Origin of the sequence: Pulveribacter suum (assembly GCF_003013695.1) — a bacterium.
GTDB classification, from domain to species: domain Bacteria; phylum Pseudomonadota; class Gammaproteobacteria; order Burkholderiales; family Burkholderiaceae_C; genus Melaminivora; species Melaminivora suum.
The window spans coordinates 925,729-951,569 of the sequence record NZ_CP027792.1; the positions used below are offsets into that span (position 1 = coordinate 925,729).

The 25,841-nt window shown below is 70.5% G+C and carries 22 protein-coding genes and 1 riboswitch; of the genes, 14 read left to right on the forward strand and 8 right to left on the reverse strand.

Annotated features, from left to right (window positions below; translation table 11 throughout):
* Positions 1–263: 263 nt before the first annotated feature.
* From murC to ftsZ, 5 genes are all read left to right on the forward strand, one after another.
* Complete coding sequence (gene murC / locus C7H73_RS04215) at positions 264–1,700, forward strand: UDP-N-acetylmuramate--L-alanine ligase (RefSeq protein ID WP_106845502.1); 1,437 nt, start codon at positions 264–266, stop codon at positions 1,698–1,700.
* The gene (locus tag C7H73_RS04220) at positions 1,697–2,674 is read left to right on the forward strand and encodes a D-alanine--D-alanine ligase (protein WP_106845503.1); all 978 of its coding nucleotides are present in this window, start codon (positions 1,697–1,699) and stop codon (positions 2,672–2,674) included. Before murC ends, C7H73_RS04220 begins: the two co-directional genes overlap by 4 nt.
* Before the next feature lie 37 nt (positions 2,675–2,711).
* Positions 2,712–3,566 carry a cell division protein FtsQ/DivIB gene (locus C7H73_RS04225; RefSeq protein ID WP_106847525.1) on the forward strand — a complete coding sequence of 285 codons (855 nt, stop codon included), beginning with the start codon at positions 2,712–2,714 and terminating at the stop codon, positions 3,564–3,566.
* A gap of 22 nt (positions 3,567–3,588) precedes the next feature.
* Positions 3,589–4,818 (forward strand): cell division protein FtsA, encoded by a 1,230-nt coding sequence (gene ftsA, locus C7H73_RS04230; RefSeq protein WP_106845504.1) that lies wholly within the window; start codon positions 3,589–3,591, stop codon positions 4,816–4,818.
* Positions 4,819–4,971: 153 nt separating this feature from the next.
* Entirely contained in the window at positions 4,972–6,195 is a 1,224-nt protein-coding gene (ftsZ, locus tag C7H73_RS04235; protein ID WP_106845505.1) for a cell division protein FtsZ, read from the forward strand.
* A 72-nt stretch (positions 6,196–6,267) separates the two neighbouring features.
* On the opposite strand, the gene C7H73_RS04240 is transcribed toward ftsZ, so the two are convergent.
* Positions 6,268–8,031, reverse strand: coding sequence for a methyl-accepting chemotaxis protein (locus tag C7H73_RS04240; protein ID WP_106845506.1), 1,764 nt, complete (start codon positions 8,029–8,031; stop codon positions 6,268–6,270).
* A 147-nt stretch (positions 8,032–8,178) separates the two neighbouring features.
* On the opposite strand from C7H73_RS04240, the gene lpxC reads away from it, so the two are divergent.
* The 4 genes from lpxC (at position 8,179) to C7H73_RS04255 (ending at position 13,269) form a co-directional block, all read left to right on the forward strand.
* The gene (gene lpxC / locus C7H73_RS04245) at positions 8,179–9,102 is read left to right on the forward strand and encodes a UDP-3-O-acyl-N-acetylglucosamine deacetylase (protein ID WP_106845507.1); all 924 of its coding nucleotides are present in this window, start codon (positions 8,179–8,181) and stop codon (positions 9,100–9,102) included.
* Positions 9,103–9,118: 16 nt separating this feature from the next.
* A complete protein-coding gene (locus C7H73_RS15655) occupies positions 9,119–9,295 on the forward strand; it encodes a hypothetical protein (RefSeq protein WP_170104811.1) in 177 nt (58 codons plus the stop codon).
* A 10-nt stretch (positions 9,296–9,305) separates the two neighbouring features.
* Positions 9,306–9,421, forward strand: a riboswitch (TPP riboswitch).
* 90 nt (positions 9,422–9,511) lie between these two features.
* Positions 9,512–11,398, forward strand: coding sequence for a phosphomethylpyrimidine synthase ThiC (gene thiC / locus C7H73_RS04250; protein ID WP_106845508.1), 1,887 nt, complete (start codon positions 9,512–9,514; stop codon positions 11,396–11,398).
* A gap of 206 nt (positions 11,399–11,604) precedes the next feature.
* Entirely contained in the window at positions 11,605–13,269 is a 1,665-nt protein-coding gene (locus C7H73_RS04255; RefSeq protein WP_106845509.1) for a methyl-accepting chemotaxis protein, read from the forward strand.
* A gap of 72 nt (positions 13,270–13,341) precedes the next feature.
* Here the strand turns inward: C7H73_RS04255 and C7H73_RS04260 are convergent, their stop codons facing one another.
* The 5 genes from C7H73_RS04260 to rodA all read right to left on the reverse strand — a co-directional run bounded on the left by C7H73_RS04260 (position 13,342) and on the right by rodA (position 18,352).
* Positions 13,342–13,653, reverse strand: coding sequence for a hypothetical protein (locus C7H73_RS04260; RefSeq protein ID WP_106845510.1), 312 nt, complete (start codon positions 13,651–13,653; stop codon positions 13,342–13,344).
* A gap of 52 nt (positions 13,654–13,705) precedes the next feature.
* Positions 13,706–14,830 (reverse strand): 3-deoxy-7-phosphoheptulonate synthase, encoded by a 1,125-nt coding sequence (locus C7H73_RS04265; protein ID WP_106845511.1) that lies wholly within the window; start codon positions 14,828–14,830, stop codon positions 13,706–13,708.
* 250 nt (positions 14,831–15,080) lie between these two features.
* On the reverse strand, positions 15,081–15,638 hold the full coding sequence (locus C7H73_RS04270) for a hypothetical protein (protein WP_106845512.1): 558 nt from the start codon (positions 15,636–15,638) through the stop codon (positions 15,081–15,083).
* A gap of 31 nt (positions 15,639–15,669) precedes the next feature.
* Positions 15,670–17,130: a metalloprotease TldD gene (gene tldD, locus C7H73_RS04275; RefSeq protein WP_106845513.1), complete on the reverse strand. Its 1,461-nt coding sequence runs from the start codon at positions 17,128–17,130 to the stop codon at positions 15,670–15,672.
* Positions 17,131–17,173: 43 nt separating this feature from the next.
* A complete protein-coding gene (gene rodA / locus C7H73_RS04280; RefSeq protein ID WP_106845514.1) occupies positions 17,174–18,352 on the reverse strand; it encodes a rod shape-determining protein RodA in 1,179 nt (392 codons plus the stop codon).
* Between the two features lie 58 nt (positions 18,353–18,410).
* Between rodA and C7H73_RS04285 the strand changes: the two genes are divergently transcribed.
* Positions 18,411–18,995, forward strand: coding sequence for a YqiA/YcfP family alpha/beta fold hydrolase (locus C7H73_RS04285; protein WP_106847526.1), 585 nt, complete (start codon positions 18,411–18,413; stop codon positions 18,993–18,995).
* Positions 18,996–19,002: 7 nt separating this feature from the next.
* On the opposite strand, the gene C7H73_RS04290 is transcribed toward C7H73_RS04285, so the two are convergent.
* Positions 19,003–20,568: a PglL family O-oligosaccharyltransferase gene (locus C7H73_RS04290; RefSeq protein WP_227001413.1), complete on the reverse strand. Its 1,566-nt coding sequence runs from the start codon at positions 20,566–20,568 to the stop codon at positions 19,003–19,005.
* 142 nt (positions 20,569–20,710) lie between these two features.
* Here C7H73_RS04290 and C7H73_RS04295 point away from each other — a divergent pair, with 142 nt between their 5' ends.
* From C7H73_RS04295 to mtgA, 4 genes are read left to right on the forward strand one after another with little or no spacing between them, the layout of a single operon-like run.
* On the forward strand, positions 20,711–22,843 hold the full coding sequence (locus tag C7H73_RS04295; RefSeq protein WP_106845515.1) for a ribonuclease catalytic domain-containing protein: 2,133 nt from the start codon (positions 20,711–20,713) through the stop codon (positions 22,841–22,843).
* Entirely contained in the window at positions 22,840–23,706 is an 867-nt protein-coding gene (locus C7H73_RS04300) for an energy transducer TonB (protein WP_106845516.1), read from the forward strand. The genes C7H73_RS04295 and C7H73_RS04300 overlap by 4 nt, the downstream gene beginning before the upstream one ends.
* Entirely contained in the window at positions 23,706–24,548 is an 843-nt protein-coding gene (gene aroE / locus C7H73_RS04305; protein WP_106845517.1) for a shikimate dehydrogenase, read from the forward strand. Before C7H73_RS04300 ends, aroE begins: the two co-directional genes overlap by 1 nt.
* 8 nt (positions 24,549–24,556) lie before the next feature.
* Positions 24,557–25,276, forward strand: a complete 720-nt coding sequence (gene mtgA, locus C7H73_RS04310) for a monofunctional biosynthetic peptidoglycan transglycosylase (RefSeq protein WP_106847528.1) — start codon at positions 24,557–24,559, stop codon at positions 25,274–25,276.
* A gap of 32 nt (positions 25,277–25,308) precedes the next feature.
* Here mtgA and C7H73_RS15480 read toward each other — a convergent pair whose 3' ends face one another.
* Complete coding sequence (locus C7H73_RS15480) at positions 25,309–25,794, reverse strand: hypothetical protein (RefSeq protein ID WP_157948316.1); 486 nt, start codon at positions 25,792–25,794, stop codon at positions 25,309–25,311.
* Positions 25,795–25,841: the final 47 nt, after the last annotated feature.

Sequence of the window (25,841 nt, forward strand, 5' to 3'; positions counted from 1 at the left end):
CTGTCCCGGGCCTTTTCATGGCGTCCGTTGCCCCGCAAAGGCGGCAGGTGCAAGGCGCCCGCCGCAAGCCGCACTGGTGTGCGGCGAGGACGGGCAACGCCGCAGATGCCGCCTTGGCGGGGCAACCCTTCGGGCAAGGCAGCCAAAGGCCGCAATCGTTGTTGCGCGCCTTGCCCAGGCCACCGGCATGGGCTGCGGCACGCGCCTAGATTGCAGCCTTTTGCTGCCTTGCGGGCGCCACGAAAAGGCCCGGAACAGGCTCTATGAAACACGCCATTCGCCACATCCACTTCGTCGGCCTGGGCGGCTCGGGCATGTGCGGCATCGCCGAGGTGCTGCACAACCTGGGCTTTCGCGTCTCCGGCTCCGACCTGGCAGACAGCAGCACGCTGTCGCGCCTGGCCGCCCTGGGCATCGCCACCCACGTGGGGCACGCCGGCGCGCACATCGAGGGCGCGGATGCGGTGGTCACCTCCACCGCCGTGCAGGCGGGCAACCCCGAGGTGCTGGCCGCCCGCGCCGCCGGCATCCCGGTGGTGCCGCGCGCCCTCATGCTGGCCGAGCTGATGCGCCTGCGCCGCGGCATCGCCATCGCCGGCGCGCACGGCAAGACGACCACCACCAGCCTGGTGGCCAGCATCCTGGCCGAGGCCGGGCTGGACCCGACCTACGTCATCGGCGGGCGCCTGAACAGCGCCGGCAGCAATGCGCGGCTGGGGCAGGGCGAATACATCGTGGTGGAGGCCGACGAGTCGGACGCGTCGTTTTTGAACCTGCTGCCCGTGCTGGCCGTGGTCACCAACATCGACGCCGACCACATGGAGACCTACGGCCACGACTTCGGCCGCCTCAAGCAGGCCTTCGTGGATTTTCTGCACCGCATGCCGTTCTACGGCCGCGCCATCCTGTGCGTGGACGACGCGGCCGTGCGCGACATCGCGCCGCAGGTGGGCCGGCCCATCACCACCTACGGCCTGGCCGAGGGCGCACAGGTGCGCGCCACCGACGTGCGCGCCGTGGGCACGCAAATGCACTTTTCGGTGCAGCGGCGCATCGGCGCCGACGTGCTGGCGCCCCTGTCCGTGGTGCTGAACCTGCCCGGCCTGCACAACGTGCAGAACGCCCTGGCGGCGATCGCCGTAGCCGCCGAGCTGGAGGTGCCCGACGAGGCCCTGCTGCGTGCGCTGGCGGGCTTTACCGGTGTGGGCCGGCGCTTTCAAAGCCACGGCGAGCTGCCGGCCGCTGGCGGCGGCCGCTTCACGCTGATCGAGGACTACGGCCACCACCCGGTGGAGATGGCCGCCACGCTGGCTGCCGCGCGCGGCGCCTGGCCGGGGCGGCGCATCGTGCTGGTGTTCCAGCCGCACCGCTACAGCCGCACGCGCGACTGCTTCGAGGACTTCGTGGCCGTGCTGGGCCAGGCCGACGCCGTGCTGCTGACCGAGGTCTATGCCGCCGGCGAGGCGCCTCTCGTGGCCGCCGACGGCCGGGCCCTGGCCCGCGCGCTGCGCGTGGCCGGGCAGGTGGAGCCGGTGTTCGAGCCCCAGGTGGGCCAGCTGCCGGCGCGCATCGCCGCGCTGGCCCAGGGCGGCGACGTGGTGCTGTGCATGGGCGCAGGCTCCATCGGCGCGGTGGCCGGCCAGACCGTGCAATTGCTACAAAAAAATGAGCTGCCAGCGCAGGAGGGGCGGGCGTTATGAGCCAATTTCACCAAAAGATCGACCCCGCGGCCCTGGGCAAAGTGGCCGTGCTGATGGGCGGCAGCTCCGCCGAGCGCGAGGTCTCGCTGATGTCCGGGGGCGGCGTGCTGCAGGCGCTGCGTGCGCGCGGCGTCGATGCCCATGCCTTCGATCCCGCACACAGTGATCTGTCGGAGCTCAAGACCCACGGCTACAGCCGCTGCTTCATTGCCTTGCACGGCCGCCATGGGGAGGACGGCACGGTGCAGGGCGCGCTGGAGCTGCTGGGCATCCCCTACACAGGGCCCGGCGTCATGGCGTCCAGCATCGCCATGGACAAGATCATGACCAAGCGCATCTGGCGCTTCGAGGGCCTGCCCACGCCGGACTGGCGCCTGGTGGCCAGCAGTGCCGAGACCGCCCGGGCCTTCAAGGAACTGGGCGCGCCGATGATCGTCAAGCCCTCGCGCGAGGGCTCGACCATCGGCCTGACCAAGGTGACCTCGCTGGGTCAATGTGAGCAGGCCTACCTTCTGGCCGCACAGCACGACCCCGAGGTGCTGTGCGAGCAGTTCATCGACGGCGACGAGACCACCTGCCCGGTGCTGGGCCAGGGCGAGGGCGCGCAGGCGCTGCCGGTGATCCGCATCGAGGCGCCGGAAGGCAACTACGACTACCAGAACAAGTACTTCACCGACGTCACGCAGTACCACTGCCCCAGCGGCCTGCCCGGGGAGGAGGAGCGCGCCATCCAGGAGCTGGTGGTGCGCTCGTTTCGCACCCTGGGCTGCCGCGGCTGGGCGCGCGCCGACGTCATGGTGCGCAAGAGCGACCGCCAGCCCTTCCTGCTGGAGATCAACACCTCGCCGGGCATGACCGGGCACTCGCTGGTGCCCATGGCCGCGCGCGCGCAGGGCATCAGCTACGAAGACCTGTGCCTGCGCATCCTGGCCAGCGCCTCGCTCGACGCGCTGCAGGGCCGCGCCCAGGACTAGCCCGCAGCACGACCGCCCAGCCGCCATGAACGCCGCCATGAACGCCCCCCTGCCCGCACCGCTGGACGTGCGGCTGATGAACGTGACCGCCACGGTCCTGTTCATGGCCGTGGCCGTGGCCGTGCTGTGGGCCTGCGGCGGCTGGCTGCTGCGCCACCCGGCCTTTGCCGTCGGGCGCATTGCCGTGCAGGGCGACCTGGTGCACACCAGCGCCATGAGCCTGCGCGCCAACGTGGCCCCGCAGCTGGTGGGCAACTTCTTCACGCTGGACCTGCAGGAGGCGCGCCGCGCCTTCGAACAGGTGCCCTGGGTGCGCCAGGCCGAGGTGCGGCGCGACTTTCCCAGCGGGCTGCGCGTGCAGCTGCAGGAGCACGACGTGGTCGCGCACTGGGGGGTGGAGGGCAGCGGCATGCTGGTCAACAGCCATGGCGAGGTCTTCGAGGCCGACGCCGACGACCTGGAGGCCGACAACCTGCCGCGCCTGGTGGGGCCGCCCGAGCGCTCGGCCGAGCTGCTGCGCATGCAGCGGCGCCTGGCGCTGGCGCTGGCACCGCTGGGCTCACCTATCGACACGCTGGAGCTGACGCCCCACGGCGGCTGGCGCGTGCTGCTGGACAGCGGCGCCGCGCTGGAGCTGGGCGGTGGCGACGAGGCCACGCTGCTGGAGCGCGTGCGCCGGCTCACGGCCACGCTGCCGCGCGTGGCCCAGGAGCAGGGCGGGCGCAGCGTGGCGGCACTCGAATATGCCGACCTGCGCCACGCCAGCGGCTACGCGCTGCGCCTGCACGGGGTGACCACGGTGATGAGCGCCGAGGCGGCGCAGCAGGCCGCCCGCGCGGCGCGCTCCGGCGCCCGGCCGGCGCAGCCGCGCCGCGCGGTACAGAACAACTGAGGGCAAGGACTGGGTACAAGCGATGGCAAAGGAATACAAGGACGTGGTCGTGGGGCTGGACATCGGCACCGCCAAGGTCATGGCCGTGGTGGCCGAGGTGCTGCCCGGTGGCGAGCTCAAGCTCGCCGGCCTGGGTGTGGCGCCCTCCAACGGGCTCAAGCGCGGCGTGGTGGTCAACATCGAGGCCACGGTGCAAAGCATCCAGCAGGCCTTGAAGGAGGCCGAGCTGATGGCCGACTGCAAGATCCAGCGGGTCTATACGGGCATCACCGGCAGCCACATCCGCGGGCTGAACTCCAGCGGCATGGTGGCGGTGAAGGACAAGGAGGTCACGCCCACCGACGTGGCCCGCGTGGTGGAGACGGCCAAGGCCATCAACATCTCCAGCGACCAGCGCCTGCTGCTGGTGGAGCCGCAGGAGTTCGTGATCGACGGCCAGGACGTGCGCGAGCCCATCGGCATGAGCGGCATCCGCCTGGAGGCCAAGATCCACATCGTCACCGGCGCGCAAAGCGCCGCCGAGAACATCATCAAGTGCGTGCGCCGCTGCGGCCTGGAGGTCGAGCAGCTGCTGCTCAACCCGCTGGCCTCCAGCCAGGCCGTGCTGACGCCCGACGAGCGCGAGCTGGGCGTGGCCCTGGTGGACGTGGGCGCAGGCACCACCGACGTGGCCATCTTCACCGGCGGGGCGATCCGCCACACGGCGGTGATCCCGATCGCCGGCGACCTGATCACCAGCGACATCGCCATGGCCCTGCGCACGCCGACGAAGGACGCCGAGGACATCAAGGTCGAGAGCGGCTACGCCAAGCAGCTGCTGGCCGAGCCGGACGCGCAGGTGGAGGTGCCCGGCCTGGGCGACCGCAGCCCGCGCATGCTGAGCAAGCAGGCCCTGGCCGGCGTGATCGAGCCGCGCGTGGAGGAGATCTTCTCGCTGGTGCAGCAGGTCATCCGCGAGTCCGGCTACGAGGAGGTGCTGTCCTCCGGAATCGTGCTCACGGGCGGCAGCGCCGTCATGCCGGGCATGGTCGAGCTGGGCGAGGACATCTTTCTGAAGCCCGTGCGCCGCGGCATCCCCAAATATTCCGGCGCGCTGGCCGACATGATCGCCCAGCCGCGCGCGGCCACCGTCATGGGCCTGCTGGAAGAGGCGCGCATGGCGCGCCTGCGCGGCTTCAAGGTCGCGGCCAAGAGCGGCTCGGTCAAGACGGCGTTCGGCCGCTTCAAGGATTTCATCGTGGGGAACTTCTGACATGAACCCCTACCGGCACCGCAAACGCGTGCGCTGGCGGCACGCCCGTCCGCCACCGGCAGGGGCTTCGCCCTGCCTTTTTTCTCCCCGTTTTTTCCGCCATCCACCCCTTTCGGCCACAGCCGTCTATAACGCAGAGACAGGAGCACCTTCATGAGCATCGAAATGATCGAAACCGACGAGTTCAACCAGGGCACGCACATCAAGGTGATCGGCGTGGGCGGTGGCGGCGGCAATGCCGTCGAGCACATGATCGCCCGCGGCGTGCAGGGAGTCGAATTCATCAGCGCCAACACCGACGCGCAGCAACTGCTGCGCAGCTCGGCGCACCGCACCATCCAGCTGGGCCACAACGGCCTGGGCGCGGGCAACAAGCCCGAGCGCGCCCGCGAGGCCGCCGGCCAGGCCGAAGAAGAAGTGCGCCAGGCGATTGCCGGCGCCAACATGCTGTTCATCACCGCCGGCATGGGCGGCGGCACGGGCACGGGCGCCGCGCCCGTGATCGCCCGCGTGGCCAAGGAGATGGGCATCCTCACCGTGGGCGTGGTCACCAAGCCTTTCGAGTGGGAAGGCAGCCGCAAGATGAAGAACGCGGAAGAGGGCCTGTCCGAGCTGGAGGCCAACGTGGACTCCCTCATCGTGGTGCTCAACGAGAAGCTGCTGGAGGTGCTGGGCGACGACGTCGGCCAGGAGGAGGCCTTTGCCCACGCCAACGACGTGCTGAAGAACGCCGTGGGCGGCATTGCCGAGATCATCAACGAGTACGGCCAGGTGAACGTGGACTTCGAGGACGTGCGCACGGTGATGGGCGAGCCCGGCCGCGCCATGATGGGCACGGCGGTGGCCACCGGCCCGGACCGCGCCCGCATCGCCGCCGAGCAGGCCATTGCCTGCCCGCTGCTGGAGGGCATCGACCTGTCGGGTGCCAAGGGCGTGCTGGTGCTGGTGACGGCCAGCAAGGGCAGCCTGAAGCTGGCCGAGTCGCGCCTGGCCATGACCACCATCAACGCCTACGCCTCGCCGGATGCGCACGTGATCTTCGGCGCCGCCTACGACGAGACGCTGGAGGACGCCATCCGCGTGACCGTGGTGGCCACCGGCCTGGCGCGCACCGGCGCGCGCCGCCAGCCCATGCAGGTGGTGCAGGGCAGCCTGCGCACCGGCACCGACAACGTGGCCTACCACATGCCCGGCGCCGGCACGGCCGTGGCTGGCGGCGTGGTCAGCGGCGCGGGCGGCACCGACTACGGCAACATGGCCGTGCCCAGCGTGTGGCGCACCAACCGCACCCAGGCCACGGCCCGGGTGGATGCGCTGTCGTCGGGCGGCATGGACGAGCTGGAGATCCCGGCCTTCCTGCGCAAGCAGGCCGACTGACGGACGGGCGGCAGCCCAACCAAAAAACCCGCTGGTTTGCGCCAGCGGGTTTTTTCATTCCTGGGTGCGGATTTAAAAGGATTCCCAGTCGTCCTGCGCGCCCGCTGCCTGCCGGGGAGAGGGTGCCGGCGCGGCAATGGCCGGGCGCGGCGCCGCGGCGGTGGCAGGGGCAGCGGCCGGGCGCCGCGCCATGGGCCGAAGAGCGGCCGGACGCGGCGCTGGCGCGGCCATGGGGCGCAGAGCGGCAGCGGGCGAGGGTGCCGGGGCGGCGCCCGCTTCCAGGCGGAACAGCGCCACCACCTGCGTCAGCCGCAGCGCCTGCTCGCGCAGGCTTTGGGCCGCGGCGGTGGACTGCTCGACCAGTGCGGAGTTTTGCTGCGTCATCTGGTCGAGTTCGCTCATGGCCGTGCTGACCTGGGCGATGCCCTGGCTCTGCTCGGAGGTGGCCGCGCCGATCTCGCCGATGATGTCGCTCACGCGCTGCACGCTGGCCACGATGTCGTCCATGGTGCTGCCGGCGCTGCCCACCAGTTGCGTGCCGGTCTCCACCTTGTCCACCGAGGCGCCGATCAGCGTCTTGATCTCCTTGGCGGCCTCCGCGCTGCGCTGGGCCAGCTGGCGCACCTCGCCGGCCACCACGGCAAAACCCCGGCCCTGCTCGCCGGCGCGGGCCGCCTCCACGGCCGCGTTCAGCGCCAGGATGTTGGTCTGAAAGGCGATGGAGTCGATGACGCCGGTGATGTCGCTGATCTTGCGGCTGCCGGCGTTGATCTCCTGCATGGTGCTCACCACCTGCGCCACCACCTGGCCGCCGCGCCCGGCAACCTGCGCGGCCGAGCTGGCCAGCTGATTGGCGGTCTGGGCCGAGTCCGAGGTCTGGCGCACGGTGCTGGTCAGCTCTTCCATGCTGCTGGCCGTGGCCTGCAGGTTGCTGGCCGTGTCTTCGGTGCGGTGGGCCAGGTCGTTGTTGCCCTGGGCAATCTCGGCGGCGGCGGTGGCGATGCTGTCCGAGGCCGAGCGCACCTCGGCCACCAGGCGGCGCAGCGAGTCCACCATCTGCGCCAGGCCGTCCAGCAGCGAGCCGCTCGGGCTGGGCGGCACGGGGGCGTCCAGATGGCCGCGGGCCACTTCCGACATGACGGCCATGGCCTGCGCCGGGTCGCCGCCGATCTGGCGCAGCACCGAGCGCAGCACCGCCCAGCCCACGCCGCCCACCAGCAGCATCACCAGCGCCACCAGCGCCAGGTCCTTGAGCAGGGCCCGGCGCACGGCGGCGTCCACGTCGTCGGTGTACAGGCCCGAGCCGACGAACCAGTTCCAGCCGTCCACGCGCATGGCGTACTGCAGCTTCGGGGACAGCTCCTGCTGGCCCGGCCGCGGGAACATGGCGGCGACAAAGACCTTGCCATCGGTGCTGGCGGCCAGGGCACTGGTGATCTGGCGCAACAGGTCCATGCCGGTGCCGTCCTTGAGCTTGCCGCTCATGTCCTGGCCTTCCCACTCGGGCTTGATGGGGTGCATCACGCCGCGGCTGTCCAGCGTCCAGATGTAGAAATACTCGGTGCGCCCGTCCGGGCCGCCGTAGCGCGACAGGCGCAGCGCCTCCTTTGCGGCGTTCTGCGCCTCCTCCCTGGGCATGGCGCCACTGTCGGCACGGGCCTTGTAGGCCGCCACGATGCTGTGCGCGGACTGCACGGCCGTGGCCAGCGTGTCCTGGCGCGCTTGCACGATCAGGCGGCGCTCCTGCAGCAGGGCCATGGTGGCCATGGCCAGCAGCGCCAGCAAGGCGGTGGCCAGCATGAGAACGATCTTGGCTTTCAAACTGAGTTTGTTCATGAGGGGATAGGGTACGAGGGCTGCCAGGAGGGCGCGTACGTTTACTTACACGCGGGGCGTATTGTGCGCCAGCCTTGTCCGCACGCCTATCGGCGCCATAGGCAGCCGCAGGCACTGCAGCGCGGCGGCGCCGCCTAAAATCGCCCGATGCTTCAGCAACGCACCATCAAGACCCTCACGCGCGCCGTGGGCGTGGGGCTGCACAGCGGCCAGCGGGTGGAGCTGACGCTGCGCCCCGCCGCGCCCGACACCGGCATCGTCTTTCGCCGCGTGGACCTGCCCGAGCCGGTGGACATCCCCATCCGCGCGGATTCTGTGGTGGACACGCGCATGGCCTCCACCATCGGCGCGGGCGGGGCCAAGGTACACACGGTGGAGCACCTGATGTCGGCCTGCGCCGGCCTGGGGCTGGACAACCTGTATGTGGACATCACCGCCGAGGAGGTGCCCATCCTGGACGGCTCCTCCTCGTCCTTCGTCTTCTTGCTGCAAAGCGCGGGCATCGAGCTGCAGAACGCGCCCAAGCGCTTCATCCGCGTGACGCGGCCCGTGGAAGTGCGCGAGGGCCAGGGCAGCCACCTGAAGTGGGCCCGGCTGGACCCCTACCACGGCTTCAAGCTGCGCTTTGAGATCGACTTCGCCCACCCCGCGGTGGACTCCACCGGCCAGAGCGTGGAGTTCGATCTGGGCGAGGGCAACTATGCGCGCGACATCGCCCGCGCCCGCACCTTCGGCTTCACCCGCGACGTGGAGATGCTGCGCGCCAGCGGCCGGGCGCTGGGCGGCGGGCTGGACAACGCCATCGTCATGGACGACTACAAGGTGCTCAACGCCGACGGCCTGCGCTACGACGCCGAGTTCGCCCGGCACAAGATCCTGGACGCCATGGGCGACCTGTACCTGGTGGGCCGCCCGCTGCTGGCCGCCTACAGCGCGCACCGCTCCGGCCACGCCATGAACAACCAGCTGCTGCGCGAGCTGCTGGCGCAGCAGGACGCCTGGGAGCTGGTGTCCTTCGAGCACGAGCGCCAGGCGCCGCGCGGCTTCGCCCAGCCCGTGCGGGCCTGGTGAGCGGGGGGGGCGCGCCATGCTGCTGTTTCGCTGGCTCGTGCTGCTGCTGTTTCTGGCGGCAGCCGTCTCGTTCGCCTTCTTCGCCGCCACCGGGCAGCCGCGCTACAAGCGCTTCGGCCTCGTGATCGTGAAGTGGACGCTCATCGCCGGGCTGATGTTCTTCGCCGTGCTGGCCCTTGAACGCCTGGCCTGAACCTATACTCGCCCCTGCTCCGGGGTGCACGAACGACAACAGGCGTGCTGAGATGGCGGACCCGACCGCCAAAACCGCGAACTTGATCTGGTTAGTACCAGCGTAAGAAGAGCTGCAGCCATAGGCCTGCCTGCGTCCCCATGCGGGTACGCAGAGCCTTGATGGCCGATTGCGGAGCATTTCATTCATTCGTCCTGATGAACTGGAGTGCCCGCCATGAACGCCCCCGACCTCGACCGTTTCGCCCAGCTGCTGGCCAGCGCCCGCGAGCCTTTTCCTGCTTCGCGCAAGGCCTACCTGGCCGGCAGCCGCGCCGACCTGCGCGTGCCCGTGCGCGACATCACGCTGACCAACGGCGAGGTGGTCAGCGTCTATGACACCTCGGGCCCCTACACCGACCCGGCCGCGCAGATCGACGTGCGCCGCGGCCTGGACGGCGTGCGCAGCGGGTGGATTGCGGCGCGGGGCGACACCGAGGGCTATGAGGGCCGCGTGCGCAAGGCGCTGGACGACGGCCAGAAGGCCGAAGACGGCGATCGCCTGGCGCAGCTGCGCGAACAGGCCGCCGCGCTGCAGCGCCGGCCGCTGCGCGCCAGGGCCGGCGCCAACGTCACGCAGATGCACTACGCCAAGAAGGGCATCGTCACGCCCGAGATGGAATACGTGGCCCTGCGCGAGAACGGCCGGCGCGAGTGGATGGCGCAGTACAGCCAGGACGCCGCGCGCGAGCAGCGCCTGGCGGGCAACAGCCTGGGCGCCAGCATTCCGACAATCATCACGCCCGAGTTCGTGCGTGACGAGGTGGCGCGCGGGCGCGCCATCATCCCGGCCAACATCAACCACCCCGAGGTCGAGCCCATGGCGATCGGGCGCAACTTCAAGGTCAAGATCAACGCCAACATCGGCAACTCGGCCGTCACCTCCAGCATCGAGGAAGAGGTGGAAAAGCTGGTATGGGCCATCCGCTGGGGCGCGGACAACGTGATGGACCTGTCCACGGGCAAGAACATCCACACCACGCGCGACTGGATCATCCGCAACTCGCCCGTGCCGATTGGCACCGTGCCGATCTACCAGGCGCTGGAGAAGGTGGGCGGCGTCGCCGAGGACCTGACCTGGGAGATCTTCCGCGACACGCTGATCGAGCAGGCCGAGCAGGGCGTGGACTACTTCACCATCCACGCCGGCGTGCGCTTGGGGTTCATCCACCTCACCGCCCAGCGGCGCACCGGCATCGTCTCGCGTGGCGGCTCCATCATGGCCAAGTGGTGCATGGCGCACCACCGCGAGAGCTTCCTGTACACGCACTTCGAGGACATCTGCGACATCATGAAGTCGTATGACGTGTCTTTCAGCCTGGGCGACGGCCTGCGCCCGGGCTGCGCGTCGGATGCCAACGACGAGGCGCAGTTTGCCGAGCTGCACACGCTGGGCGAGCTGACAAAGATCGCCTGGAAGCACGACGTGCAGACCATGATCGAAGGCCCCGGCCACGTGCCCATGCACCTGATCGCCGCCAACATGGCCGAGCAGCTCAAGACCTGCCACGAGGCGCCGTTCTACACCCTGGGGCCGCTGACCATCGACATCGCACCGGGCTACGACCACATCGCCTCGGCCATCGGCGCGGCCATGATCGGCTGGATGGGCACGGCCATGCTGTGTTACGTGACGCCCAAGGAGCACCTGGGCCTGCCCGACCGCGACGACGTCAAGCAGGGCATCATTGCCTACAAGATCGCCGCGCACGCCGCCGACGTGGCCAAGGGCCACCCGGGCGCCCGCGCGCGCGACGATGCGCTGAGCCAGGCGCGCTTCGACTTTCGCTGGCAGGACCAGTTCAACCTGGGGCTGGACCCGGAGACGGCGCAGCAGTACCACGACGAAACCCTGCCCAAGGACAGCGCCAAGGTGGCGCACTTTTGCTCCATGTGCGGGCCGAAGTTCTGCTCCATGAAGATCACCCAGGAGGTGCGCGAGTTCGCCGCCGCGCGCGGGCTGGACGAAAACCAGGGCCTGGCCGCGGGCATGCGGGCCAAGGCCGACGAGTTCAACCGCGCCGGGGGCGACTTCTACATTCCCATTGCGCCGGCTGCTTCATAAACAGGAGCTGCCAGCGCTTGGCTTGCAAGGCTTTCGAGGTGCTTCATGCCTCAAAGCACCGCCGATAAAGCGCTGGCAGCTATCATTTTTGAATACCCCGGAGCGCCCGGCCCGGTAGTTACCCTCTGCCGGGGGCAAAAAGCTGCAACATATAGTTGCATAGTCCCGTCTCATGAGGGCGGGTGTTTTGCCAAAGGGCCAAGCCAATGAACGTTCTGGAGCGCCTCTCGATCCGCGCGCGGCTGTACTTCGCCACTGTCTTTTCGCTGTTGCTGCTGGCGCTGGTGGGCGCCATGGGCTACGCCGGTCTGGACCGGGCCCGCACGACCATGCACGAGCTGTTTTCGCGCCAGGTGCAGACCGTGGCGGCCGTGTCCGAGCTGCGCACCGGCCTGGGCCACCTGCGCCGGGCCGAAAAGGACATCATCATCAACTTCAACAACGCCGTGGAGGTCGAGGCGCTGCGCGAGGTGTGGGCGCGCCAGCTGGCCGGCCTGCAGGCGGGCCTGGCGCAGGCGCGCAGCGCCAACCAGGGCGCCGACGCCGCTTTCGGCGCCGCCATCGACCAGGCGCTGGGAGAGATCCAGCAATACGCCACCGGCATCACGCCCATCTTCGAGCAGATCGAACGCGCCCAGCTCGACGGCGCCGGCGCGGGCGCCTACGCCGACCGCCTCAAGGGCCACATGGAAGCCACCGACACCGTGCTGGCCACCCTGGGCACGCAGGCGCGCGAGCACATGGACGCCGCGCGCGCCCAGCTGGACGCGCGCACGGCCACCATGTCGCTGTGGATCGCGGCGGCCGTGGCGCTGGCCCTGGCGGTGCTGGTGCCGCTCACGCTGCTCACCGTGCGCTCCATCGCCCGCTCCCTGCACCAGGCCAGCAGCCTGGCCGAGCGCATCGCCGCTGGCGACCTGTCGCAGGCCGTGCCGGCCGGCGGGGGCGACGAGATCGGCAGCCTGATCGACGCCATGGCACGCATGCAGCAGTCGCTGCGCACCCTGGTGGAGCAGGTGCAGCAGGCGGCAGGCAACATCGGCACGGCCAGCGCCGAGATCGCCACCGGCAACCAGGACCTGAGCCAGCGCACCGAGCAGGCCGCGGCCAGCCTGCAGGAAACGGCCTCCTCCATGGAGATGCTCACCGGCACCGTGCAGCACAGCGCCGAGTCCTCGCGCAGCGCCAGCCGGCTGGCGGCCGAGGCGGCCAGCGTGGCCGAGCGCGGCGGCGCCGTGGTGGCGCAGGTGGTGCACACCATGGGCGAGATCTCCGAGAGCTCGCGGCGCATCGGCGACATCACCGGCGTGATCGACTCCATCGCCTTCCAGACCAACATCCTGGCACTGAACGCGGCTGTTGAAGCCGCCCGCGCCGGCGAGCAAGGGCGCGGCTTTGCCGTGGTGGCCGGCGAGGTGCGCAGCCTGGCCCAGCGCAGCGCGGAGGCGGCGCGCGAGATCAAGACGCTGATCCAGGCCTCGGTCGAGCGCGTGGCCGGCGGCACGCGGCTGGTGGGCGAGGCTGGCGAGACCATGACGCAGATCGTGGGCAGCGTGCGCCGCGTCTCGGGCATCGTGACCGAGATCACCGAGGGCGCGGCCCAGCAAAGCGACAACCTGGGGCAGATCAACCAGTCGGTCAGCCACCTGGACCAGATGACCCAGCAAAACGCCGCGCTGGTGGAGCAGTCCACGGCCGCCTCGGAGGCGCTGAACGAGCAGGCCCGCCAGCTGGCCCAGGCCGTGCGCCGCTTCCGGGTGGACGAGCAGGGCCACGGCGAGCGGCGCAGCGCAGCGCCCGTGCCCGCGCCCGGCCCCCTGCCGCGCCCGGCCGCGCCGCGAATGCCGGCGGCGCCCGCCCTGGCGGGCTGACCGGCAGGCCCGCACGGCAAAACGCCCGGCACTGCCGGGCGTTTTTGCGGGGGGCGCGGGCAAGTCCGCGCGTCAGAAGCTCACGGCCATGGCCGGCACGTCCACGCGCACCATGGGGCGCGACAGCGCGGCCACCGTGGCCCGGGCGAACTGGGTGGCCCACTGCGCGTCGGCAAAGTGGCGCGCGCCGGCGGCCTGCGCCACGGTCAGCACCTTGTCGGCCAGCAGCACCTTGCCGCTGGCGCGCAGGGGCTCGCACTCCATGCGGATGAATTCGTCGTCCAGCCAGCGGCGGGCCTGCTCATGCTCCATGGGCTGGCTGCCTTGCAGGTCCAGGCGCAACTCATCGCCGGGGGTGAGGGTGACGAACACTTCGCTTTGCATGGTGACGGTGCCTTTGCGGGTGGAAGGGGTTGGAGGGAGGGCGTGGCCGAGCTTACACCGCGGCGGCGCGGCGGGCCTTGACGGCGGCGGCCAGCTCTGCCAGCGTGGCGACCGAATCCTGCCAGCCCAGGCAGGCGTCGGTGATGCTCTTGCCGTACTCCAGCGCCTGCGGGTCGTCCGCGCCGGGGGTGAATTTTTGCGCGCCGGCCACCAGGTGGCTTTCGATCATCACGCCGAAGACGCTGTGCGAGCCGCCGCTGATCTGGGCGGCGATGTCGCGCGCCACGTCGCGCTGGCGCTCGTGCTGCTTGGCGCTGTTGGCGTGACTGCAGTCCACCATCAGCGAGGCGGGCAGGCCGGCTTTTTGCAGGTCCTGGCAGGCCGCCTGCACGCTGGCCGCGTCATAGTTGGGCGCCTTGCCGCCGCGCAGGATGACGTGGCAGTCCTGGTTGCCCTTGGTGTGCACGATGGCCACCTGGCCGTTCTTGTGCACCGACAGGAAGTGGTGGCCGCGCCCGGCCGACTGAATGGCGTCGGTGGCGATGCGGATGTTGCCGTCGGTGCCGTTCTTGAAGCCGATGGGCGCAGAGATGCCCGAGGCCAGCTCCCGGTGCACCTGGCTCTCCGTCGTGCGCGCGCCGATCGCCCCCCAGCTGATCAGGTCGCCGATGTACTGCGGGCTGATCACGTCCAGGAATTCGCTGCCCGCCGGCACGCCCAGGCGGTTGATGTCGATGAGCAGCTGGCGGGCGATGCGCAGGCCCTCGTCGATGCGGTAGCTGCCGTCCAGGTAGGGGTCGTTGATCAGGCCCTTCCAGCCCACCGTGGTGCGGGGCTTCTCGAAGTACACCCGCATGACGATCTCCAGCTCGCCCTCGTGCTGCGCGCGCACGGCCTGCAGCTGGCGCGCGTACTCCAGCGCCGCGGCCGGGTTGTGGATGGAGCAGGGGCCGATCACCACCAGCAGGCGGTCGTCCTGGCCGTTCATGATGCGGTGGATGTTCTGGCGCGTGCGGGCGATGAGCGATTCCACCTGCGAGCCCTGGATGGGAAAGAAGCGGATCAGGTGGTCTGGAGGCGGAAGCACGGTGATGTCCTGGATGCGTTGATCGTCGGTCTGGCTGGTTTTTTCGACGTTCGGGTACCAGGCATCGCTGGTGGGGACTCGGGCGTTCATGGCGGCTTCCTCTCGGGTGTGGGTGGGATCGGTGGAAAAAGAAGAAAAAGGGCCAAAAAAAACCGCCGGGCTGCTGTCAGCTTCGGCGGTTTCTTGGGAGGGGTTCGTTTGTCAGTCGGGGTGCGCGCGTGCCTCTCTCATCCGCCTAGGATGGAGAACCAAAAGTAAAAGTAGGACGCGCTACGGCTGGGCATGCGGGCCAATGTAGCAGGTTTGCGGCGCTGCAGCACAGGGCGGCGTTGCCCTGGCGCTACAGGCCGCGGCCCGCCAGCCAGCGGCGCAGACGCGCCAGCAGGCGCTTGCCGCGCGGCTGCGGCGCGGTGGAATGCGCGGGCAGCGCGCCGGCGCCCTGGTGCACGTAGATGTCCATGACCAGCAGCGCCTCGCCCAGCGTGCGCCAGGCCAGGCGCTCGAAGTCGCCAAAGCGCTCGGTCTCGGCGACGGCGTCGCGTGCGGCCAGCGCCTGGCGCCAGCGCTCCAGGGCGCCCCGCAGCTCGCGCAGGGCGCGCTGGTAGGCGCCGAACTCATACAGCGCGTGCCAGGCCGAGCCCATGCCCGTCAGCAGCAGCTGGTGCTGGTGGGCGCTGCGCGCCAGCAGGGCCAGCTGGCGCTCGATGGCAGCGGGCTCATGGCGCGAGCGGCGCGCCTGCGTGGCCTGCTCGATCTGGCCCGACAGCGTGGCCAGGTGCTCGCGCAAGAGCCGCGTGTCTTCGTGTGCGGCGCCTTCGCTCAGAAACTGGCTGACGGCGGCAAAGCTGTGCAGCGAGCCTTGGCGCAGCCCGGCGAAGGCGCTGGAGGTCGGCGGCATGCGCGCTGCTCCCGCCCTGCGGCCCCGGCCCTCAGGCTGTGCCGCCCACGGTCAGGCCTTCGATGCGCAGGGTGGGCTGGCCCACGCCCACGGGCACGCTCTGACCTTCCTTGCCGCAGGTGCCCACGCCGCTGTCCAGCGCCAGGTCGTTGCCGATCATGGTCACCTTCTTCAGCGACTCGGGGCCGCTGCCGATCAGCGTGGCGCCCTTGACGGGGTAGAGGATCTTCCCGTTTTCGACCCAGAAGGCCTCGCTGGCGGAGAACACGAACTTGCCGCTGGTGATATCCACCTGCCCGCCGCCGAAATTGGTGGCGTACAGGCCGCGCTTGATGCTGGCGACGATTTCGCCCGGATCGCGGTCGCCGCCCAGCATGTAGGTGTTGGTCATGCGCGGCATGGGGATGTGCGCGTAGCTCTCGCGCCGGCCGTTGCCGGTGGCGGGCACACCCATCAGGCGCGCGTTCATGGCGTCCTGGATGTAGCCCTTGAGGATGCCGTCCTCGATCAGCACGTTCTTTTGCGTGGCCTGGCCCTCGTCGTCCACGTTCAGCGAGCCGCGCCGGTCTGCCATGGTGCCGTCGTCCAGCACGGTGACGCCCCTGGCGGCCACGCGCTCGCCGATGCGGCCGCTGAAGGCCGACGAGCCCTTGCGGTTGAAGTCGCCCTCCAGCCCGTGGCCCACGGCCTCGTGCAGCAGCACGCCGGGCCAGCCCGGGCCCAGCACCACGGTCATCTCGCCGGCGGGGGCCGGGCGCGCGTCCAGGTTGGTCAGTGCGGCGCTGACGGCTTCATCGGCGTACTGGCCGATCTGCTCGTCGGTGAAGTAGGCCAGGCCGAAGCGCCCGCCCCCGCCGGACGAGCCGACCTCGCGCCGGCCGTTCTGCTCGGCGATCACGGTGATCGACAGGCGCACCAGCGGGCGCACGTCGGCGGCCAGCAGGCCGTCGGCGCGGGCCACCAGCACCACGTCGTATTCGCTGGCCAGGCCGGCCATGACCTGGACCACGCGCGGGTCCTTGGCGCGGGCGCGCTGCTCGGCGCGCTCCAGCAGCTGCACCTTGGCCGTGCTGTCCATCGAGGCGATGGGGTCGATGTGGGGGTACAGCGAGCGGCTTGGCGCTACTCTTTTAGGAGCTACTCGCGCTTTGCCAGCCTTGCCCGCAGCCGAAATCGACCGAACCGTGGAGGCCGCGTCCATGAGCGAGGCCAGCGAGATGTCGTCCGAATAGGCGAACGCCGTCTTCTCGCCGCTCACGGCGCGCACGCCCACGCCCTGGTCGATGGAGAACGAGCCGGTCTTGACGATGCCCTCCTCCAGGCTCCAGCCCTCGTGGCGGGTGTACTGGAAGTACAGATCGGCGTCGTCCACTTGGTGCGCGCGGATGTGCGCCAGCGCGCGGCCGAGGTGGGATTCGTCCAGCCCGAAGGGCGTCAGCAGCAGGTCGCGCGCTGTGGCCAGACGCTCGATGGTGGGTTCGCGGGAGATCATCGGCGCATTTTAGGCAGCGCCCCGCCCCTGCGCTGGCGCCGGGCTACTGCACGCCGCGCTCGCCCGGCTGGTGCTGCGCCCGCGCCACCGACATCAGCACGCCCAGCGCCAGGCCCAGCGTGGTCATGGCCGTGCCGCCGTAGCTGATGAAGGGCAGCGGCACGCCCACTACCGGCAGCAGGCCGCTGACCATGCCCATGTTCACGAAGGCGTAGGCAAAGAAGATCATGGCCACGGCGCTGGCCATCAGGCGCTCGAACAGCGTGGCGGCCTGCGCCGCGATGGCCAGGGCGCGCCACACCAGCAGCAAGAAGCACACGATCAGCGTCAGGTTGCCCGCCAGGCCGAACTCCTCGGAGAAGGCAGCGAAGATGAAGTCCGTGGTGCGCTCGGGGATGAACTCCAGGTGCGTCTGCGTGCCGGCCATGAAGCCCTTGCCCCACAGCCCGCCCGAGCCGATGGCGATCATGCCCTGGATGATGTGAAAGCCCTTGCCCAGCGGGTCGCGCGTAGGGTCCAGCAGGGTGCAGATGCGCTGCTGCTGATAGCTGTGCAGCAGCGGCCAGCGCACGCCGTCGGCGCAGATCTGCGGCTCGTACCACACCACCAGCGCGATGGCCGCGGCGCCCAGCAGCAGCGGCGGCACCACCAGCTTCCAGGGCAGGCCGGCAAAGAAGATCACCGCCATGCCGGCGGCCAGCACCAGCAGCGAGGTGCCCAGGTCGGGCTGCTTCATAATCAGCCCCACGGGCAGCGCCAGCAGGGCCAGGGCGACGACGAAGTCCAGCGCGCGCAGCTGGCCCTCGCGCTTTTGGAACCACCAGGCCAGCAGCAGCGGCATGGCGATCTTCATCAGCTCGCTGGGCTGCACCACCACGCCGATGTCGATCCAGCGCTGCGCCCCCTTCTTGGTGATACCAAACAGCGCCACCGCCACCAGCAGCGCCATGCCCACCGCGTACAGCGGCACGGCCAGCGCCATCAGCCGCTGCGGCGGCACCTGGGCCACCACGAACAGGATGCCCGCCGCCAGCAGCATGTTGCGGCCGTGGTCGGCAAAGCGCGTGCCGTGATCGAAGCCGGCCGAATACATCGCCACCAGGCCGATGCCGGCCAGCACCAGCAGCAGCAGGATCAGCGGCCAGTCGAAGCCGCGCAGCAGCGGCGCGACGCGCTGCGCGAGAGTGGGCGAGTGAAACGAGGCGCGGGTGCTGGCGACCATGGGGGCGCAATTATCAGGCCGGGCCTATTTTTCAGTCCGGCGCCGCACAATGGCTGCCATGCCCAATACCCATCTGCTGTACCTGCATGGCTTTCGCTCTTCCCCCCGCTCGGCCAAGGCGCAGCAGGTGGCCGCCCACGTGGCCCGCCACCACCCGCTGGTGCACCTGTGGTGCCCGCAGCTGCCGCCCTCACCGCGCGCGGCCATGCAGATGGTGGCCCAGGGCATTGCCGCCTGGCCGCACTCGCGCATGGCGGTGATCGGCTCCTCGCTGGGCGGCTACTACGCCAGCTGGGTGGCGCAGCACGCGCGTTGCGCCAGCGTCATGCTCAACCCGGCCGTGGACCCGGCGCGCGACCTGGCGCGCTACATCGGCGAGCAGACCTCCTGGCACGACCCCGAGGAGCGCTTTTTCTTTCGCCCCGAGTTCATCGACGAGCTGCGCGAGCTGGATGTGCGCGACCAGCCCCCGGCCGGCCCCGAGCTGCTGGTGGCCGCCCAGGGCGACGAGGTGCTGGACTGGCGCGAGATGGTGGCCCGCTACAGCGCCGCGCGCCAGCACGTGCTGCCCGGCAGCGACCACGCGCTGAGCGGCTTCGAGCGCTGGCTGGGCGAAGTCATCGCCTTTTGCGACCTGGTCTGAGCACCCTTCACGGCGCAGCAAAGCGCGCCCACTCCTGCGGCCAGGCGCGGCGGTAGCGCTCGGTGTGCAGCGCGGCCTCGTCCTCGCGGCCCAGCAGGCGTGCGCTGGCGATGAGCTTTTCGATCACCCGCGGCTCGGGCGAGTAATGCAGCAGCTGCTGGGCGGCCGCGTGGATGGCGGCGGCGTTGGCGGCCTCCACCGGCGTGGTGGTCAGCCAGGCGAACAGCGCCGGCGTGCCGAAGAACCAGGCCTGGCGCGCCACCTGCTGCGCGTCCAGGTCCCGCAGCGCGGGCGCCCGCTCGGCCGGCGTCTGGTACAGGGCGGCGACGCGGCGGTAGTCATGCGCCAGCGCCAGCGCCAGCACCGGCGCCAGCAGCAGTGCCGGCGCGCTCGCGGCGCGCAGCCGCCGGCGCCAGGCGCCGGGCAGGGGCGCCAGCAGCAGTGCCACGGCCAGCGCCGCGGCCAGCTGAAACGGCCCGTACCACAGGGGAAACTCCAGCAGGCTGTGCAGCGCGATGAGCGCCAGCACGCCCCAGGCCAGCTGGCGCGCCGGATCGCGCTCGCGCCAGGGCCGCGCGCGCCAGGCGGCCCACAGGGCGCCGCCCACCAGGGCCAGCGCGGCCGGCAGGCCCAGCTCCACCGCCAGCTGCAGCGGCAGGTTGTGCGCGTTGTCCAGCAGCACGCAAAAGCGCAGGCCCTCGAAGGGGGTGATGTAGTGGGCGTATTTCAGCGCGCCCCAGCCCCAGCCCGCCCACGGCCGGGCGGCGATCAGCTCCAGCACGTTGCCCCACAGGGCCACGCGGCTGGTGCAGGCCTGGTGCGCGCCCTGGGCCAGCCGGGTGAACAGGCCCTCGGCCTGCACGCCTGTCCACTGCGTCAGCAGCAGCGGCAGGCCCCAGCAGGCCAGCAGGTACAGGCCCAGCCCTGCCGCAGACACGGCCGGCGCCAGTGCGCCCGCGCTGCGCCGCCACACCAGCAGCAACGCCGGGATGACCAGCAGCCACTGCAGCGCCCCCGTGCGCGAAGCCGTGGCCGCGCCGGCGCCGGCCAGCAGCGCCAGCGCCCAGGGGGCGGCTGCGGCTGCCAGCAGCGGCGCCAGCCGGCGCTGCGGATGCGCCAGCGCCCACGGCTGCAGCCGCGCCAGCCACCACAGCAGCGCCCACAGCCCCAGCGACACCAGCGTGGCCTGCTGGTTGCGCTGGCGCAGGTTGCCCATGGCATGGCCCACTTCGGCGCTCCGCACCCAGGGCGACAGGCCGGCGTCGCCCAGGAAATACTGCGCCAGGCCGATGGCGCCGCCGGCCAGGGCGGCCGCGAGCAGCCCCGCCGCCAGGCAGGGGGCCAGGTGGCGGCGCGCCAGCGCGCCGCTGCAGGCCAGCAGGGCGATGAGCCAGGCGCAGGCGGCGCTGGCCAGCAGGGGCCAGAAGTTGCTGTTGGGCGCTTCGGTGAACGGAAAGACGAAGGGCAGGGCCACGGCCAGGGTAGCCAACAGGCAGGCCCCCGCGCGTGCGGGCGCGCAGGCGCGGGGGCTTGCGGGGCGGTCGGTGGGCGCACGCGTCATGGTGGCGGCCATGATAGGTCGGGAGATGGCAGTTGCTGATTTGACGCCAAATGAGCGTCAAACGCCCGCCAGCCATGCGCAAGCAGCTATTTTTTACATAGCAATGCCGCAGCGGCTCGGGCGGCCGGGCCGCATGGGGGAAAATCTCGCCCCTATGCATGCACTGTTTGACGACGCCGGCAAGTTCCTGGCCGGGCGCATCCTCTCGGAGGCCGAAAATTCCGCGCAGATCGAGCTTGACTCGGGCAAGCGGGTCAAGGTCAAGGCCGCCAACCTCCTGCTCAAATTCGACAAGCCCGCGCCGGCCGAGCTGCTGGCCGGCGCGCGCGAGCAGGCCGGCGGCATCGATCCGGCGCTAGCCTGGGAGTTCGCACCCGAGGACGAGTTCGGCTTTGCCGAGCTGGCGCGCGAGTATTTCTCGGCGTCCGCCCCACCCGTCGAGCAGGCCGCCATGCTGCTGGCACTGTTCGAGGCGCCGCACTACTTTCGCCGCGCCGGCAAGGGGCGCTTTCGCAAGGCCTCGGCCGAGGTGGTGGAGCAGGCCCTGGCCGCCATCGAGAAGAAAAAGCAGCTGCAGGCGCAGATCGATGGCTGGGCGGCCGAACTGGCCGCCGGCCAGTGCCCTGCGCCCATCCGCGACCAGCTCTACCGCATCCTGTTCAAGCCCGATAAGAACGCGCCCGAGTACAAGGCCGTGGTGGAGGCCAGCCGCATCGCCCACGAGGCGCCGCTGGCCCTGCTGACGCGCGCCGGCGCCATCTCCTCGAGCTACCAGTTTCATTGGCAGCGGTTTTTGTTCGAGCACTTTCCGCGCGGCACGGGCTTTGCCGACCTGGCCGCCCCCGAGTCACCGGCCGACCTGCCGCTGGCCCCGGTGCAGGCGTTTTCCATCGACGACTCGGCCACCACCGAGATCGACGACGCGCTGTCGCTCACCGGCCTGGGCAGCGGCACGGTACGCCTAGGCATCCACATCGCCGCGCCGGGCCTGGCGATCGAGCCCGGGGGCGAGCTGGACCGGCTGGCGCGCACGCGCCTGTCCACCGTCTATATGCCCGGGCACAAGATCACCATGCTGCCCGACGAGGTGGTGCAGCGCTACACGCTGGACGCGGGCCGCGCCAACCCGGCCGTGTCGCTGTACGTGACGATCGACGAGGCCACGCTGGCGATGACCGCCAGCGAGACACTGCTCGAGCGCGTGCCGGTCAGCGTCAACCTGCGCCACGACCAGCTGGACCACATCGTCACCGAAGCCTGGCTGGCCGACCCCACGGTTGAGCATGAAAACACGCCCCAGGCCTTGTCTGATCTGCGCGGGCAGCTCACCTTTTTGCACCGCCTGGCGCGCCACCTGAAGGCCCAGCGCGAGGTCGTGCGCGGCAAGCCCGAGAGCTTCACCCGGCCCGACTACACGTTTCGCCTGCAGGGGGTGGCGGGCGACGAGCCCGACGGCAGCGAGACGGTGATCATCGGCACGCGCAAGCGCGGCGCGCCGCTGGACCTGATCGTGGCCGAGGCGGCCATCGTCGCCAACAGCAGCTGGGGCCAGCTGCTGGCCGAGCACGGCGTGCCCGGCATCTACCGCAGCCAGGCCAGCCTGGCGCCGGGCGTGAAGGTGCGCATGAGCACCCGCGCCCTGCCGCACGCCGGCATCGGCGTCAAGAGCTACGCCTGGGCCACCTCGCCGCTGCGCCGCTACGTCGATCTGGTCAACCAGTGGCAGGTGATCGCCTGCGCGCGCCACGGCAAGACTGCCGCGCTGGCCGCGCCCTTCAAGCCCAAGGACGCGGAGCTGTTTTCCGTCATCAGCAGCTTTGAAGCCACCTACGGCGCCTACAACGCCTACCAGGCCGGCATGGAGCGGCTGTGGACGCTGAAATACCTGCAGCAGGGCGGCATCACCGAGATCGACGCCACCGTGGTGCGCGACGGCATGCCCGGCGGCGGCCTTTTGGTGCGCGCGGACACGCTGCCCCTGGTGCTGCCGGTGCTGGGCGCGCAAACCCTCACGCGCGGCGCCCGGGTGCGGGTGCGCCTGGGCGAGATCGACGAGATCGCCCTGGACGTGAACGGCACCGTGCTGGAGCGCCTGGATGACCCGCTGGATGCGCGCGACGACGGCCCGGTGGACGAGGGCGACGCCGGCGAGGACGACGACACCGCCGTGGCCGGCCCCCTGGCCATCGCGGTGGACGTGCAGGGCGAGGGCGCGGGCGAGGGCGGCGCTGCAGACGCCGGGCAGCCCGCCGCTGACGCCGGCAGCGCCGATAATCCGGCGCCGTGAAAACCGCCGCCGCTCCTGCGCCCAAGCGCCTGTCCCCCCTGCAGATCGCGCTGGGCCTGTCGATCGCCGTGCATGCGGTGCTGCTCACCGTGCGCTTCGTTGACCCGCAAGGCTTCAACCGCGTGTTCCAGGACACGCCGCTGGAAGTCATCCTGGTCAACGCCAAATCCACCGGCGCGCCGGACAAGGCCCAGGCCATCGCCCAGTCGGCGCTGGCCGGCGGCGGCGACGCCGCGCAAGGGCGCGCCAGCAGCCCGCTGCCGTATTCGGCGCTGACGGCCATCGGCGAAGACCTGGAAGAAGCCCAGCGCCAGATGGACCAGATGCTGCAGCAGCAGACCCAGCTGCTGGCGCAGGTGCGCAAGGAGCTGGCCGTCATGCCCGTGCCCGACCCGCGCGCGCCCAGCGACAGCGCCCAGCAGCAGACGCAGGAGCAAAAGCGCCAGCACCTGCAAAAGCTGCTGGCCGAGATCGAGCGGCGCATCAACGAGGAAAACGCCCGCCCGCGCAAGCGCTACATCAGCCCCGCCACCATGGAAGCCGTGCACGCCGTCTATTACGACGCGCTGCGCCGCAAGGTGGAGGACAAGGGCACGCAGAACTTCCCCGAGCACGGCGGCAAGAAGCTCTATGGCGAGCTGGTCATGGTGCTGACCGTCAACCACGACGGGCGCGTGCTGGAGACCGAGATCGCGCAAAGCTCGGGCAACCGCCAGCTGGACCGCCGCGCCGAGGCCATCGCCCGCGCCGCCGGGCCGTTCGGCAGCTTCGGGCCGGCCATGCGCGCCCGGATGGACCAGCTGGCGCTGGTCGCGCGCTTCAAGTTCACGCGCGATCAGACGCTGGAGACCGACCTGCGCTGATGACCGCTGCCCCCGATCTGTACTGCGTGGTGGGCCACCCCATCGCCCACAGCCGCTCGCCGTGGATCCACGCGCGCTTTGCCGAGCTGACCGGCCAGGCCCTGGTCTATGAGCCGCTGCTGGCGCCGGTGGACGGCTTCGCCGCCGCCCTGGCTGCCTTTGCCGCGCGCGGCGGGCGCGGCTGCAACGTCACCGTGCCCTTCAAGCACGAGGCCGCCCAGTGCGCCAGCCAGAGCAGCCAGCGCGTGCAGCTGGCCGGCGCCGCCAACACCCTGACCGTGCAGCCGGACGGCAGCTGGCACGCCGACAACACCGACGGCCTGGGCCTGGTGGCCGACATCGTGCAGGGCGCCGGCAGGTCCATCGCCGGCTGCGACCTGCTGCTGGCCGGCGCCGGCGGCGCGGCGGCCGGCGTGCTGGGCCCGCTGCTGGCGCAGCAGCCGCGGCGCATCGTCGTCACCAACCGCACGGCAGCGCGCGCCCAGGCCCTGGTGGCGCGCCATGCCGAGCTGGCGGCGCTACATAAAGTAGAGCTGCTGGCGCAGGGCCAGCAAGGGCTGGAGGGTGATTTCGACATCATCGTCAACGCCACCGCCGCCAGCCTGGCGGGCGGCGCCATTCCCGTGCCGGCCGGCGCGCTGCGCCCCGGCGCCCTGGCCTACGACATGATGTACGGCCCCGCCGCCCAGGGCTTTCTGGACTGGGCACGCGCGCAGGGCGGCCAGCCGCGCGACGGCCTGGGCATGCTGGTGCACCAGGCGGCGGCAGCGTTCGCCCTGTGGCGCGGCGTGCAGCCACCGGCCCAGCAGGTGCTGGCCGAACTCCGCAAAACCTTGTCTTGACGGCCACCATGCGGGGGCTGCTGCGCTGGCTGGGCCTGGTGCTGTGCGCTGCCGTGGCGCTGCAGCTGTTTTTCGTGCTGCGCATCGCCGCCATGGCGGCCATCGACCCCGAGTCCACCGCCTTCCAGCGTTCCGAGGCCTGGGCCCAGGTGGCGGGCGGCGGCGGGCTGCGCTGGCGCCAGCAGTGGGTGCCGTACGAGCAGATCTCCGACCACCTCAAGCGCGCCGTGGTGGCCGCCGAGGACGACGGCTTTGCCAGCCACGAGGGCGTGGACTGGGAGGCCATGGAAAAGGCCTGGCAGCGCAACGCCCGGCTGGCCGCACAGGCGGATACCCCCCGCGCCGGCACGCGGGCGCCGCGCATCCGCGGCGGCTCCACCATCACCCAGCAGCTGGCCAAGAACCTGCTGTTGTCGGGCGAGCGCACGCTGCTGAGGAAGGGCCAGGAGCTGGTGCTGGCCTTCGCGCTGGAGCGGCTGCTGACGAAACGCCGCATCCTGGAGATCTACCTCAACAGCGTGGAGTGGGGCGAAGGCGTCTTTGGCGCCGAGGCGGCGGCGCAGCACTACCATCGCAAGAGTGCGCGCCAGCTGTCCGCTGGCGAGGCGGCGCGCCTGGCCGTCATGCTGCCGGCGCCCAAGCGCTTCGAGAAAACGCCGGGCTCGCCCTACCTGGCCGCCCGCAGCCGCAGCCTGCTGGCACGCATGGGCCGCAGCGAGCTGCCCTGATGGTCGTCTTGACAGCCGGCAACTGTGCGCCCTTATAAGAGCCTGTCGGCTTCGATCTTTGCATCCCGTGCCGCCTGAGCGCGCTCCATGAGCTGGTAAGCCAAGGGGTCTTTCCAGCTTGTTGGTCCAACCCGGACCGCTGTGCGAAATGCGACCAAGCGACCCAAGGCACATGGCGTCGTCAGGTAGAGCGTGACCCGGGCAGGGCTGGAATTGGTCGAAGCTTCAGCTTTGAGAACATTGCGCAGATCTATGCGCACCCGTGTACCGCCCTTGCTCACGACCAGATGGTCCCCCAGATCCCACACCTCATCCGCCAGCCCCAGAACGCCCAAGCAACAGATGCCGAGCAACAGGCACATGACAAATCCTGTCCACAACCACCCTGAAGCAGACGGCCATTCGCCAGTCAAATAGACACTTGCCGCCAGCACAGCAACCAGCGCTCCCCCGATGACGAGACAAGAAACCGCTGGCGAAACAACCGAGCCTGATGAGATGAGCTTGGCCTTTTGCATTTCCCTGTGCCTCCTCCGCACGTATGCGCTCGGTGGGCGGATCCCTT

Bases quoted from the DNA above. Each gene is read 5' to 3' on its own strand.
- C7H73_RS04220 (WP_106845503.1), top strand. From the start codon at position 1,697: ATGAGCCAATTTCACCAAAAGATCGACCCCGCGGCCCTGGGCAAAGTG.
- C7H73_RS04255 (WP_106845509.1), top strand. From the start codon at position 11,605: ATGAACGTTCTGGAGCGCCTCTCGATCCGCGCGCGGCTGTACTTCGCC.
- rodA (WP_106845514.1), bottom strand. From the start codon at position 18,352: ATGGTCGCCAGCACCCGCGCCTCGTTTCACTCGCCCACTCTCGCGCAG.
- aroE (WP_106845517.1), top strand. From the start codon at position 23,706: ATGACCGCTGCCCCCGATCTGTACTGCGTGGTGGGCCACCCCATCGCC.
- tldD (WP_106845513.1), bottom strand. From the start codon at position 17,130: ATGATCTCCCGCGAACCCACCATCGAGCGTCTGGCCACAGCGCGCGAC.
- C7H73_RS04225 (WP_106847525.1), top strand. From the start codon at position 2,712: ATGAACGCCCCCCTGCCCGCACCGCTGGACGTGCGGCTGATGAACGTG.
- C7H73_RS04265 (WP_106845511.1), bottom strand. From the start codon at position 14,830: ATGAACGCCCGAGTCCCCACCAGCGATGCCTGGTACCCGAACGTCGAA.
- C7H73_RS04260 (WP_106845510.1), bottom strand. From the start codon at position 13,653: ATGCAAAGCGAAGTGTTCGTCACCCTCACCCCCGGCGATGAGTTGCGC.
- mtgA (WP_106847528.1), top strand. From the start codon at position 24,557: ATGCGGGGGCTGCTGCGCTGGCTGGGCCTGGTGCTGTGCGCTGCCGTG.
- murC (WP_106845502.1), top strand. From the start codon at position 264: ATGAAACACGCCATTCGCCACATCCACTTCGTCGGCCTGGGCGGCTCG.
- ftsA (WP_106845504.1), top strand. From the start codon at position 3,589: ATGGCAAAGGAATACAAGGACGTGGTCGTGGGGCTGGACATCGGCACC.
- C7H73_RS04285 (WP_106847526.1), top strand. From the start codon at position 18,411: ATGCCCAATACCCATCTGCTGTACCTGCATGGCTTTCGCTCTTCCCCC.
- C7H73_RS04270 (WP_106845512.1), bottom strand. From the start codon at position 15,638: ATGCCGCCGACCTCCAGCGCCTTCGCCGGGCTGCGCCAAGGCTCGCTG.
- lpxC (WP_106845507.1), top strand. From the start codon at position 8,179: ATGCTTCAGCAACGCACCATCAAGACCCTCACGCGCGCCGTGGGCGTG.
- thiC (WP_106845508.1), top strand. From the start codon at position 9,512: ATGAACGCCCCCGACCTCGACCGTTTCGCCCAGCTGCTGGCCAGCGCC.
- C7H73_RS04240 (WP_106845506.1), bottom strand. From the start codon at position 8,031: ATGAACAAACTCAGTTTGAAAGCCAAGATCGTTCTCATGCTGGCCACC.
- C7H73_RS15655 (WP_170104811.1), top strand. From the start codon at position 9,119: ATGCTGCTGTTTCGCTGGCTCGTGCTGCTGCTGTTTCTGGCGGCAGCC.
- C7H73_RS04290 (WP_227001413.1), bottom strand. From the start codon at position 20,568: ATGGCCGCCACCATGACGCGTGCGCCCACCGACCGCCCCGCAAGCCCC.
- C7H73_RS15480 (WP_157948316.1), bottom strand. From the start codon at position 25,794: ATGCAAAAGGCCAAGCTCATCTCATCAGGCTCGGTTGTTTCGCCAGCG.
- C7H73_RS04295 (WP_106845515.1), top strand. From the start codon at position 20,711: ATGCATGCACTGTTTGACGACGCCGGCAAGTTCCTGGCCGGGCGCATC.
- ftsZ (WP_106845505.1), top strand. From the start codon at position 4,972: ATGAGCATCGAAATGATCGAAACCGACGAGTTCAACCAGGGCACGCAC.